This window comes from Paenibacillus peoriae (assembly GCF_022531965.1).
GTDB classification, from domain to species: domain Bacteria; phylum Bacillota; class Bacilli; order Paenibacillales; family Paenibacillaceae; genus Paenibacillus; species Paenibacillus polymyxa_D.
Genome location: NZ_CP092831.1, coordinates 3742287 through 3754984 on the forward strand (window position 1 = coordinate 3742287; position 12698 = coordinate 3754984).

Below are 12698 nucleotides of genomic sequence, written 5' to 3' on the forward strand. Positions count from 1 at the left end.
CTCCTAGACGAGCTTACCAATTAAAGAAATCAAACCGTACGACGCAAAACGCAGAGCAATCAGCGCAACGATAGGTGAAATATCAATCATCCCGAAGATTGGCGGTATAAACCTGCGAAAAGGAGACAAATACGGCTCCACAAACTTGGCTAGTAAATCACCAATCACACTCTCTCTGGCATTAGGAAGCCATGACAGTAGAACATATGCAATGATCATGTACGAATAAATCTGAAATAGCCAGTAAATTACCTCGATCAAGAAAAGTTCACCTCATTCTGTTAAGTTCTTGTTCAGTGTCAGCCAGTATTTCCGTAATAGAGCCTTGAATCTCAACCGTATCTGGTGTACACAGAAAAATATTATTCCCGACCTTGGAAATACCACCACCCAATGCATACACAGTACCACTCAAAAAATCAATAATGCGTAGCGCCTGATCCTTGCGAATTCGTTGCAAATTGACAACGACGGTGCGATGGGAACGGATATGGTCGGCAATTTCCTGTGCTTCATCATAAGAACGCGGCTCATACAGGACAACTTTCACATTTTTCTGTGAATGGATGCTGACAACATTAGTGCCCTTCTGGTTCTTACGTTTATCAAAGCTTGGGGTTTCAATTTCTTGATCTTCCGGCGTATTCATAACCTCTCGCTCTATAACTTCCTCTTCTTCCTGAAGCCCCAGAAAGTTCATGAACTTATTCATTACGCCCAATGGAAATCCTCCTCTCGTCCGACCAGTACGGAACCAAGCCGCAACCAGGTCGCTCCTTCTTCAACCGCCACTTCAAAATCATTGGACATCCCCATAGACAAGTGAACGATGGGTTCTCTGGTCAAGGCTTGTCCATTTAACCTATCCCGTAATTCACGCAATCCCCGAAATACAGGCCGAGTTTTTTCCGGGTCTTCCTCATGAGGAGCCATTGTCATCAAGCCAATCACGTCCACATGTTCCAGCTCGCGAATTTGTTCCAAAAAGGGGACAACCGCCTCAGAGGACAAGCCATATTTGGACATTTCCCCAGAAATATTGACTTGCACAAAAGCTTTAACTCGCAGTCCCAGAGCAGCTGCCTTCTTATCCAATTCCTGAGCGAGTGATAAGCGGTCAAGCGAATGTATAAATTTAAATTTTCCAATTACATCTTTAACCTTATTCGTTTGGAGATGACCAATAAAATGCCACGTTCCCCGGTCACCCAGCTTACTCCATTTATCCGCAGCATCCTGCCAGCGATTTTCGCCCACATGCTCTAAGTCGCTATCCAATACCGATGTCATTGTCGCCGCCGAAACATATTTCGTGACAGCGATCACATTTACTTCATCACGCGAACGTCCGCTTCGGGCACATGCCGCTTCTACACGGGCATTCACCTCTTTAATTCGTTCCTCCAAAGACACGGGAGGACTCACCTCTCTTCCAGACCAATCCAACTCGCCATTCTTCCTGTGACGCCGCCTTCTTTGCGATATGAAAAAAACAAATCGCTACGGCTACTCGTGCATAAGGTAGTACATTCGATATGGCTCGGCAATATTCCTGCTTTCATCATAATGTGTCGATTGCATTGTTTCAAGTCAAGTAGTGTTTTACCGTCGGCTAAGGGGAAGTAAACACAACCTTCCCATTTATCATTACCCGGGCAATCATGCTCCAAAACCCGAATTCGGTTCATCACGTGCTCATCCACCTCATAGGATTCAGAACCAATGGAAGGACCAATAGCTGCTAGTATATCTGACGGCTGAGATCCATATTCGTTTTGCATGGTCTGTACCATTTTCAATGCAATTTCCGCAACGGTTCCCTTCCAGCCTGCATGCGCCAGCCCAATCACACGGCGCACTGGATCACAAAAATATAAGGGTACACAGTCTGCATAAAAAGACGTCAGCAAAATGCCAGGTACATTCGTCAATAGTCCATCTGTGTCCTGAAAAGCGGATGCACGATCCAGAAAGCCCCGCCCGCGGTCAGCAGCCTTGACCACAGCAACATGATGACCATGAACCTGTTCACCGCACGTCCACGCTTCAGCAGCGAAACCAAGTTGCTCTGCAATGAGCCGCCGGTTACGAATGACTTTCTCGGGGTCATCCCCTACATGAAACGCACAGTTTAGACTAGCGTAGGGCACCTCACTGACACCACCATGACGACCTGTAAAACCCGCTGTTAATCCCTGAACCTGCCGCTCCCAAGATTGAATATATAACAACTTCGGTACGGGACGTCCGCCATCTTGCATTGGCATAGTCCCCGTAGCCTCGGTATTCACTATAAACGGTTCCATTTTGTTCTCACCTCTACTGCCCAGTGTACCAAAAAGCCGCCGCTGTGTCTTCACAACATACTAAATTACGTGTCCCTCTTGTTCAAAAGACCCGTCGGTCATTCCGCTCCTGACGTTCGATATACGGCTTTTCCTCCCTTTCATCCGGTGGCTCATGCAATCCCTCCAATCGAACAAGCACAACATCCGAACCAATTTTCACAATGTTGCGCCACGGAATAACCAATTCGCTTCCCCCTCCAAACCAGCCCATGAATCGACTGCTGCCCGGAACCACAATAGCTTCAATTTTCCCTTGTCGTACGTCAATCTCCAGATCACTGATTTGTCCAAGACGTCGCCCATCTACAATGTTAATGACATCCTTGGTTTGAAACTCGGAAATTTTCATGGCTCTTACTGACGTTTCCGGTGCACTCACACGCATCACATCCTTTAATTCACTATATGAGCGAAAGAGCCGAAAAAATGTCCTGTAAACGCAAAAACGATCCGCACCGGGATCGTTTTTGTCACTGAATCATTCAAGCATTCATTTCATTAGGACTTTACATGTTTTTGCATTTGCTGTATAGCCGACTTCTCTAATCTTGAAACCTGGGCTTGAGAGATACCGATTTCGTCGGCAACCTCCATTTGCGTCTTTCCTTCATAAAAACGCATAGACAATATCATCTTTTCACGCTGGCCCAGGCGATGCATCGCTTCCCGCAGAGCGATTTCCTCAATCCATGAGACGTCTTTATTTCTGTCATCACTGATCTGATCCATCACATAGATTGGGTCGCCCCCGTCGTGATATATCGGCTCGAACAGCGAAACCGGATCCTGAATTGCATCCAACGCGAACACAACATCTTCTTTAGGCACATTCAGTGCCTCTGAAATTTCAAAAATCGTTGGTTCCCGCGAGTTCAGATTCGTCAGACTGTCCCGCACCTGAAGCGCCTTATATGCAATATCCCGTAACGAACGGGATACACGGATCGGATTGTTATCCCGCAAATAACGGCGGATCTCTCCGATAATCATCGGCACCGCGTAAGTGGAGAACTTTACGTTTTGCGAAAGGTCAAAATTATCAATCGCCTTCATTAGGCCGATACATCCTACCTGAAACAAATCGTCCACAAACTCTCCCCGATTGTTAAATCGTTGAATCACACTCAGGACGAGTCGGAGATTGCCGTTGACCAATTTTTCTCTGGCTGATCGTTCATTATTTTGCTGAAGTGATGTGAACAACTCGCGCATTTCTGCATTGGTTAATACCGGCAGTTTGGCGGTATCCACACCGCAAATTTCCACTTTGTTTCGGGTCATCGTGTCTTACCTCCCAAGGAGCAACATTAATGTACATTATCTCCTGAGGGCATTTTTTTATTCGCCGTTTCCATCGCTTCCGGATATACCCATGCATTATACCATTTTATTAAATTCTTTTCGTAAGCGCTTTATTATTCGTTTTTCCAGACGCGAAATATACGATTGCGAGATACCCAACAGGTCAGCAACATCCTTCTGTGTCTTCTCTTCTCCGTCTTGTAAGCCGAAGCGCAGCTCCATAATCAAACGCTCTCGATCCGTCAACTTATCCAGTGCTTTATGCAATAATTTACGGTCTACCTGCTCTTCAATATTACGGTAAATGGTATCATTTTCCGTCCCCATCACATCGGAAAGCAACAACTCGTTACCGTCCCAATCAATATTCAGAGGCTCATCAAAAGAAACTTCCGTTCTTGTTTTACTATTGCGACGCAAATACATCAAAATCTCATTCTCAATGCATCGGGACGCATAGGTGGCAAGTTTGATTTTCTTCTCCGGATCAAAAGTGTTAACCGCTTTGATTAGTCCAATAGCACCGATGGATACGAGATCTTCAATGTTGATGCCCGTATTCTCAAATTTGCGGGCAATATATACGACTAACCGCAAATTTCTTTCGATTAGCATCGACCGTACTGCCGCATCTCCAGAAGAAAGTTTTCCCAGCAAATATTCTTCTTCGTCTCTCGTCAGCGGTGGGGGGAGCGCCTCGCTGCCGCCAATATAATAAATTTCTTCACTTTTCAGCCCAAGTAAAAATAAAATACGATAATATTGCAGTTGCAACGCTAGCCTAATTTTCATCTTCAATTTCATCTGTTCCCGCATATCATTCTCCCCCTTTTGAAAATAGTGCAATTCCTGCTGTGCTCCGTGCATTTCACCATTGGATATTTCTTGTCGCCTTCAAACATCATTTTGTGTTATGCTCCATCATCCTGATTCTGTAAAATGTTCACTCAAATGTGCATCTCGTTTCTGGTTGGTATCAGCACTGCCCCCTTCTTGTGCCGTCACATCCGGGTGGATGATGGCGCGATACTTCCCCTCTGCCGACAATGTTCCCCCGTCCAAGCCAATCAACACTCGATGATGTACAAAATGAACCCCATTCATCACCACCTCTACCCGGTCTGGTTTAAGGGCAAGCATAAAGGAATGACTGCGGTTAATTCCACGATAGGGGACGAGACGAACACGATCCTGCCAGCTAAACGATTCGTCTCCCAGTTCCATCACCAGTTGGTCAGCATTACCCTCAGAACATTTTTGGAGCCAGGAAGCGGGCAAATACGACTCCCACAATGCTGCCTCCATGACCATCACCGGGGTTCGGGTCAAAGGATCATGGAGCTGGTTACCTGTATCCAACAAGCCTGTACACTCAATATGATCCTGCCCAATCCACACCTGCACTTGTCCCAGAAACCCACTCATCCTTTCTGTGCGCTGCTTTGAGGACTGCACAATTCGAAAGAAAAGCATCACTCCGCCAAATGCGCATAAAATAAACCAGAATGCAATTTTCAGTTCAAAAGACATTCCTCCTGAAGCGGTGTACCAGATGCCATTAAACAATTCCCCCGTATTTTGGAGAAAATAATGCATCCCCAAAATGCCACCTGCAGCTACAAAATTGATCATGTAAAAGGCACCCATTGTACGAAGATACTTTTGCATGCTGCCAAATCCAAAAGCCACCAGCAGCATTATGACCGATAATGCCAGTTTGATCAGGAACGTAAATAAAAAGGACAGTTCCGGCACAAACATCATGACCACGTACATTGCGCCGATTCCAGCTGAAGCCATCAACCTCCACCACACCGGACGGATTTTTCTCATCCAAGCGGTGACCATCAGCAGCACAGCATCAATGAACAAATTGGCCAAAAAAATCAAGTCGATATAAACAACCAAGGCTTCACCCGCCCAGCGTTTGCAGGATAGGCTTAAGTATAGTAGTCATGCTGTTCAAAGTCTGTCTAACGGTGGGGACGGTGACCGACTAATTTTGTCGGAAAGAGGAGAAGCACCTGAACTGCAGGATACGGAAAACAGAAAGAAGCCCGCATCTCCAGGGAGAATGCGGGCAGTCTGAATTGAAACTAGTTATCGTTATTATTATTGCGCGAACGGTTACGTAAAAATGTAGGAATGTCTAATTGATCACTGCTTTGAGTGTTACCAAATGGACGCAAGTTAGGAGAGCCTTTTTCCGCCGATTCAGAAGTAGCCGGGTTAGCTGCCGGTTTACGTCCCGGTGCTGGTTGACTTGGCTTGCCTTCAAAGCCAGTGGCAATGACGGTAACCTTGATCTCTTCTTTCAACTCTTCGTCAATGATAGCACCAAAAATCATGTTTACTTCCGGATCGGAAGCCGATGTTACAATTTCAGCTGCTTCATTAACCTCATACAGAGACAGGTTGTTGCCGCCAGTGATGTTCATAATCACACCGCGAGCACCTTCAATGGATGTCTCCAACAACGGGCTCATGATCGCCTTGCGTGCTGCTTCAGCCGCACGATTTTCACCAGTTGCTTCGCCAATCCCCATCAAAGCGGAGCCACGCTCCGTCATGATCGTCTTAACGTCAGCAAAGTCAAGGTTGATTAGACCCGGTACAGCGATCAAATCTGAAATACCTTGTACCGCCTGACGCAGAACATTGTCCGCTTCACGGAATGCTTCCAACATCGGGGTTTTCTTGTCCACAATTTCAAGCAAGCGGTCATTCGGGATTACAATCAAAGTGTCTACTTTTTCTTTTAATCCCTCAATACCAAGTTCAGCTTGATTGGAGCGCTTACGCCCTTCAAACGTGAACGGTCGGGTTACCACGCCTACGGTCAGCGCGCCGCATTCCTTGGCAATTTCAGCAATGACAGGAGCCGCTCCGGTTCCTGTACCGCCACCCATTCCCGCCGTTACGAATACCATATCCGCACCTTTGAGCGTATTCATAATGAGCTCACGCGACTCTTCAGCCGCTTTTTTACCCACATCCGGGTTAGCGCCAGCACCCAGACCGCGGGTCAGCTTATCGCCAATTTGAAGCTTATGCTCAGACTTCGCTAAATGAAGTGCCTGGGCATCTGTATTGACTGTAATGAACTCCACACCCTGAACACCATTTTCGATCATTCGGTTAACCGCATTGCTGCCGCCGCCTCCGACGCCGATCACTTTAATTTGAGCCAAGCTCTCCATTTCAAAATCAAATTCCAACATACTATTCCATCTCCCCCTCAATGTGCATGGATGGCCCGTCCATGATTGGCATAATTAGCAATGAACGTTATATAAATTCACTGAACATATTTTTTAAGCGTTCAATCAACCCCTGCTTTTGCTCGCCTTCCGCAACGGGACTACTGCTTTTGGTTCGGTTAGTCGGCTTCTTGGCACTTCCGCCACTGTTGCTAACGCTAGTCGATCTTCCGCGATAGTAACGAATAGCATTATGCAAGATTCCTACTCCGCTCGTGTAGCCCGGATCCCTTACACCGATAAAATCAGGTACGGCGATCCTTACGGAAGCGGCCAGTTCGCTTTGTGCCACCTGAAGTACACCAGGCATGGAGACGGTGCCTCCGGTAAGTATATAACCTCCCGGAAGCTCTGTGTAACCCAAGCGCTTAACTTCCGCCTGAATGAGTTGAAAAATTTCCTGCACTCTCGGCTCAATAATAGCAGCCAAATCCTGCTGGTTAAACTCCTTATCCACATTACTGCCGATACGTGTCACTTTAAAGACGACATCGATTGCCGCATCATCATACCATGCGCAGCCGTATTTAAGCTTTACTTTTTCGGCTTGATCGGTAAGGGTTCTCAGTCCGTAGGCAATATCATTGGTTACAAACTCTCCACCAATCGGAAGTGTTGATGTGGCAACAATCGTTCCTTCCTGGAAAATGGCAACATTCGTAGAACCTGCACCAATATCCACCAGAACTGAACCCATCACCTTTTCATCCTTCGAAAGAGACAATTGTCCGGCTCCAAGAGGCAGCAAGACCAGATCTTTAATCCTCAAGCCAGCTTTCTCAACGCAGCGCAACAGATTATGTATCGGGGTCTTGCCTCCAGTAACAATCGTAGCCTCTACTTCGAGACGAACTCCAATCATACCGCGAGGGTCCTGAATGCCTTCAAGGCCATCAACGACGTACTGCTTGGCTACCACGTCAATAATTTCTCTCTCCGGTGGTACGGCAATAACTTCAGCTGCCTTCAGTACACGCTCAATGTCCTCCTCACCGATTTCACGGTCCTCGTTGGACACGGCTACTACGCCATGACTATTTTGCAGGCCAATATGATTGCCTGAAATCCCCACATACACTTCTGTTATTTGAATACCAACCATGCGTTCTGCGTGATCCACGGCGTTACGGATTGATTGCACGGTTTGATCAATGTCTACAATTGCACCTTTGCGAATCCCTTCCGAGTCGGCAGATCCAACTCCAATAATATTAAAGGTTCCATTATTCATTTCCCCAATAATAGCCCGAACTTTGGATGTACCGATGTCCAAACTAACAATGATGTCATTGTTGCTCAAGTCTGTGGCACCTCCTGACTCCAAAATGAATTTCGTTCTTTAAACACACTCTGTACATATTCAACAAACTCCATGCTTTCCCTCTTTTTTCTACAAATTTTTTAGAAGCCAATTTATGGTTGCAGTCACATAAAAATTTGAAGAAAAAAGAAGGAGGCAAGTCTATTACCCATAAAATCAATTCTAGCATTTTTTCACATCACTGAGTAGTATCTTTTTCTTGGCTCTCTTCACTCGTATCTGGTTTGAACGGAACGTAGGAATCCGCCTCCAACATGGTGATCAAACCTGGATCTTCTGTTTCTAGCACCTGATTCAAATAGCTGATTTTAGAATTCAGTAGAGAAACGGTTGTTATAACCTCAAACTGGGAACGTGTGTACATTTTGATGCGGTCCGGAAAAGAAGGAATCGGCGCAGGAATGATTTCCGAAATATCGGCAGTCCATTCCCCCGGAATGCGTGATAAAGCATCACACAGCTTCGCTTTGTACGGATCATCAGATTTCCATTTGGTCAAAATAGGCTTCTCAACGGCTATTCCGCTACTCCCCACGCCCACGCTTGTCCCATTCGCTAGAATAGCACGAAGGCTCCCGTCACTCTGCAACTCGTAAGCGACCGTAGCAAACTCTTTAATGTGAATAGCAATAATACCCGGAAACTGCTTGTCCACTGTGACTTGCTGTATCGATTGAATTTCTCGCAACTTCTCAGAGATGTCAGATGAACTGACTCCGAAATACTGATCTCCAACAGCCAGACCGCTTCGGTTAAGAAGCTGGTCTCGGGTCGAAAATACATTACCATCAAAACGAATTTCAGAAACCCGACTCAACGAAGAACGGAAAAAGAGAACAGCGAGCAATACGATAAACAACAAAATGAGAAGAATAGTAATCTTCCGGCTTGTTCTTTTTTTCGTTCTGTTCTTTCTAAGAACAGGTATTTGAGCATTTGGCATAGCTTCTCTCCACAAAAGCCTTTTGTCCCCCCGTTAATGGAGGGACATTACAGGCATTAATTTACGAAATCCAGTTGCTCCGTCACCGGAGACTGACGGCTCATTCGGGCACCCAGTCCCTGAAAAAGACGCTCGATCCGGTCATATCCTCTGTCAATATGATGAACCTGCTCGACAACGGTACGTCCTTGAGCCGCTAGACCCGCTATGACCAGCGCAGCCCCTGCCCGCAGATCGGTAGCCTCTACCGTAGCCCCGTACAGACGTGAAACTCCTCTTATAAAGGCAGCATTTGCATCAACCGTAATATCAGCACCCATTACATTTAGTTCATCCACATGTTTGAATCGGCTTTCGAAGACGGTCTCTTTCATGACACTAAATCCGTCCGCCAAAGAAAGCAGAACCATGACCTGAGATTGCAAATCCGTCGGAAAAGACGGGTAAGGGGAGGTAACGATCCTCTCCACTGCTTTGGGACGACTCATACAACTTACGGTCATTATATCATTCAAGATGCCGACTTGAACACCAGCCCGCCTGAGGACATGAATCAGGGCAGACAAGTGGGATGGATTGCAGTGTGTCAACGACACACTTCCTCGTGTAGCTGCAGCTGCGATCATAACCGTTCCAGCAACTATGCGGTCAGGAATGACCTCATACGTACACGGATTGAGGCAACTGACCCCCGTAATTGTAATCGTGTCGGTTCCAGCACCGATAATGCGGGCTCCCATGGCATTCAAGAAGTTTTGTAAATCCTGAATCTCCGGTTCCCTCGCTGCATTGGTGATTGTTGTTCGTCCTTCAGCCAACGCAGCGGCCATCATAATATTTTCCGTTGCACCTACACTCGGGAAATCCATGTGGATGTCCGAGCCGATCAGCTTGTGGGCCCGAAACGTAATTTGCTCGTCTTTTTCCTCTATCTCTGCGCCAAGAGCTTTTAAGCCCTCTAGGTGAAGATCAATTTTGCGCTCGCCTATGGCACAGCCTCCGGGCTGGTAAATAGAAACTTCTCCATATCTGGCGAGCAGCGGTCCCATCAGAAAGATAGATGAGCGCATTTGCTTCATCAAATCTTCCGGAATTTGGAACGTTCGGACGGACGACGTATCCACGTATACCGTTTCCTCTTCATGTCGGCATGTACAGCCTAGTCTTTCAAGGATGTGCAGCATGACCTTAATGTCTAAAAGATGGGGCACATTCCGAATTTCTACCTTACCTTGTGCAAGTAAGCTCGCTGCAAGAATAGGTAGTGCCGCATTTTTTGCCCCATGGATACGTATGGTGCCTGACAGGGGACGGCCTCCCTCAATCACCAATTTGTCCAATGTATCACCTCCGAGTTTACCGCTCACCCACTACGAAAACCTCCGGAACTAGCTTGATGCCGGTTTGAGATGATATTGTACTTTGAATATGCTTCATTAGGGTAAGCACGTCCTCTGCTGTCGCTTGACCGGTATTTACAATGAAATTGGCATGCTGTACAGATACCTCTGCGCCTCCCGCCTTCAAGCCCTTGAGACCTGCGCTCTCAATAAGACGGGCAGCATAGTCTCCTGGAGGATTGCGGAACACGCTTCCTGCACAAGCTAACTGTAGCGGCTGAGTCAGCCGACGGCGGTCTTTAAAAGCCGCAAGCGCTGCTGAAATTTCCTCGCGGTCGCCCCGCTTCATCCGAAACACTGCCTCTGTCACCATTCCACGTTGCTCATGCAACACAGAGTGACGATAGCTGAAATGCATATTCTCGGCATCATACACAGCCAATTCCCCTGTATCCAGCACAATCTCAGCGGACTGGAATATTTGTGACACATCAGACCCATGGGCGCCAGCGTTCATGTAGACAGCCCCACCGACCGATCCTGGGATACCACCAGCAAATTCAAGACCGGATAGGCCCTGTTTGCTGGCCATAACGCACAGTTTGACCAGTGAAACGCCTCCTCCAGCAACGATCTGTTCATCTTCAAAATGAACATAATCAAATCCTGGTCCCAGCTTGATCACAAGTCCCCGTATCCCTTTGTCAGAGACGAGCATGTTGGAGCCCCGCCCCAACTGCATCCAGGGAATTCCGTGCTCGCTAGCCAGCTTCAAAACTCTTGCCAGCTGCTCTTTGGTATCCGGGATGACAAGTGCATCCGCAGGGCCTCCAATCTTCCATGTCGTATATTTGGACAGCGGCTCATGCTCCAGCACTTTTCCGATATCATGCTCCGCTAATAATGGCATCCATTGCTGCATTGTACTGAAACCTCCTTGTTGCTTGCCCCGCATGGTTATAAGGCTCTCACCTGACAACCGGCAGCCTGAGTGATGGTCACAATCTATAGGGTATCCTATGTAAATACCATCCGGTGTGTGACAACCGCCCAATTCTACGCTGCAAACTACCTTTTACGGGCAAGACGCTCCATTTCTTTTACTAAAATATCCGCTGAGTCAGGCTTGCCAAGCGCAGACGCCGACTCCGCCATGCGACTCCGCCATGCCTTATCCTTCATAATTCCCGTTATAGATTGAAACAGGGCCGGGCCACTCAGTTCCTTTTCTACAATCATGACGGATGCGCCTGCCTTTTCAAGGGTACGAGCATTAGCCTCCTGATGGTTATTCGTCACATTAGGTGATGGGATCAGAATGGACGGAATGCCGAGCGATGTAATCTCTGCCAAGAAGGACGCACCTGCACGATTAACAATTAAAGAAGTACAGGCCAGCACCTCTGGCATATTGTGAATATAGGGAAGCACATGTAGATGATTGGGCAATGAGCCGATCTGATTCCGTATGCTATCCAGCGTTTGCTCGTAATAAGATTCTCCGGTTACATATACAAAATGGACGTCTTTCAGTTGCGAAAGTTGCGGAGCCATTGCAATCATGGCGTCATTAATGGCCTTCGCTCCCCTGCTGCCACCGACCACAAGGACAACTGAGCTGTCCATCGGAACCCCAATCGTAGCAAATCCCCGATCCCGGTTAGCCAAACGAACTGTTGTAGCACGCGGGTTCCCGGTGTAAAGTACATTTTTAGCTTTGGGAAAAGCTCCTTCTGAGCCTTCAAAGCTAACAGCCACTGTATCCACATAGCGACTCAGAAATGTATTAGTCAGCCCTGGAATTGCATTTTGCTCATGAATAATGCTGGGAATTCCCAACTTGGAAGCTGCATAAACGACGGGGCCACATACATATCCCCCAGTTCCAATAACGACATCTGGCTTAAATTTCTTTAATAATGCTTTGGATCTGCGAACCCCATTGAAAAAACGCATGATCGTTTTTATATTTTCCACAGACAAGCTGCGACGAAATCCTGTGATATCAATAGCCTCAAATGGAATTTTTTCCTGAGGAACCAACTTACTTTCGAGTCCTCGTTGACCGCCAATGTATAAAAATTCAGCGTCTGGATCAATTTCTTCGCACTGTCTGGCTACGGCCAACGCCGGATAAATATGCCCTCCGGTGCCGCCGCCGCTCAACACGACGCGCATAAACGT

At 47.1% G+C, this 12698-nt stretch carries 14 protein-coding genes; all 14 read right to left on the bottom strand.

What is annotated here, in order from left to right:
• Nucleotides 1-3 precede the first annotated feature (3 nt).
• The 14 genes from MLD56_RS16570 to murG all read right to left on the bottom strand — a co-directional run bounded on the left by MLD56_RS16570 (nt 4) and on the right by murG (nt 12692).
• A complete protein-coding gene (locus tag MLD56_RS16570; RefSeq protein WP_029517743.1) occupies nt 4-261 on the bottom strand; it encodes a YggT family protein in 258 nt (85 codons plus the stop codon).
• Between the two features lie 7 nt (nt 262-268).
• Nucleotides 269-721, bottom strand: a complete 453-nt coding sequence (locus MLD56_RS16575; RefSeq protein ID WP_013311078.1) for a cell division protein SepF — start codon at nt 719-721, stop codon at nt 269-271.
• A complete protein-coding gene (locus MLD56_RS16580) occupies nt 712-1413 on the bottom strand; it encodes a YggS family pyridoxal phosphate-dependent enzyme (RefSeq protein WP_029517744.1) in 702 nt (233 codons plus the stop codon). Before MLD56_RS16580 ends, MLD56_RS16575 begins: the two co-directional genes overlap by 10 nt.
• Before the next feature lie 8 nt (nt 1414-1421).
• Nucleotides 1422-2306, bottom strand: coding sequence for a peptidoglycan editing factor PgeF (gene pgeF, locus MLD56_RS16585; RefSeq protein ID WP_029517745.1), 885 nt, complete (start codon nt 2304-2306; stop codon nt 1422-1424).
• An 82-nt stretch (nt 2307-2388) separates the two neighbouring features.
• Nucleotides 2389-2733: a YlmC/YmxH family sporulation protein gene (locus tag MLD56_RS16590; protein ID WP_185156367.1), complete on the bottom strand. Its 345-nt coding sequence runs from the start codon at nt 2731-2733 to the stop codon at nt 2389-2391.
• A gap of 113 nt (nt 2734-2846) precedes the next feature.
• Nucleotides 2847-3629, bottom strand: coding sequence for an RNA polymerase sporulation sigma factor SigG (sigG, locus tag MLD56_RS16595; RefSeq protein ID WP_007431182.1), 783 nt, complete (start codon nt 3627-3629; stop codon nt 2847-2849).
• 96 nt (nt 3630-3725) lie between these two features.
• Nucleotides 3726-4466, bottom strand: a complete 741-nt coding sequence (gene sigE / locus MLD56_RS16600) for an RNA polymerase sporulation sigma factor SigE (RefSeq protein WP_176715674.1) — start codon at nt 4464-4466, stop codon at nt 3726-3728.
• 105 nt (nt 4467-4571) lie between these two features.
• Nucleotides 4572-5558 carry a sigma-E processing peptidase SpoIIGA gene (gene spoIIGA, locus MLD56_RS16605; protein ID WP_029517748.1) on the bottom strand — a complete coding sequence of 329 codons (987 nt, stop codon included), beginning with the start codon at nt 5556-5558 and terminating at the stop codon, nt 4572-4574.
• A gap of 188 nt (nt 5559-5746) precedes the next feature.
• Nucleotides 5747-6871 carry a cell division protein FtsZ gene (gene ftsZ, locus MLD56_RS16610; protein WP_013311084.1) on the bottom strand — a complete coding sequence of 375 codons (1125 nt, stop codon included), beginning with the start codon at nt 6869-6871 and terminating at the stop codon, nt 5747-5749.
• A gap of 67 nt (nt 6872-6938) precedes the next feature.
• A complete protein-coding gene (gene ftsA / locus MLD56_RS16615) occupies nt 6939-8210 on the bottom strand; it encodes a cell division protein FtsA (protein ID WP_029517749.1) in 1272 nt (423 codons plus the stop codon).
• A gap of 199 nt (nt 8211-8409) precedes the next feature.
• Entirely contained in the window at nt 8410-9174 is a 765-nt protein-coding gene (locus MLD56_RS16620; RefSeq protein ID WP_029517750.1) for a cell division protein FtsQ/DivIB, read from the bottom strand.
• 56 nt (nt 9175-9230) lie between these two features.
• Nucleotides 9231-10541 (bottom strand): UDP-N-acetylglucosamine 1-carboxyvinyltransferase, encoded by a 1311-nt coding sequence (gene murA / locus MLD56_RS16625; RefSeq protein ID WP_193373358.1) that lies wholly within the window; start codon nt 10539-10541, stop codon nt 9231-9233.
• Nucleotides 10531-11436: a UDP-N-acetylmuramate dehydrogenase gene (gene murB, locus MLD56_RS16630; RefSeq protein WP_029517752.1), complete on the bottom strand. Its 906-nt coding sequence runs from the start codon at nt 11434-11436 to the stop codon at nt 10531-10533. The genes murA and murB overlap by 11 nt, the downstream gene beginning before the upstream one ends.
• Before the next feature lie 146 nt (nt 11437-11582).
• Complete coding sequence (gene murG, locus MLD56_RS16635; protein ID WP_029517753.1) at nt 11583-12692, bottom strand: undecaprenyldiphospho-muramoylpentapeptide beta-N-acetylglucosaminyltransferase; 1110 nt, start codon at nt 12690-12692, stop codon at nt 11583-11585.
• Nucleotides 12693-12698 lie beyond the last annotated feature (6 nt).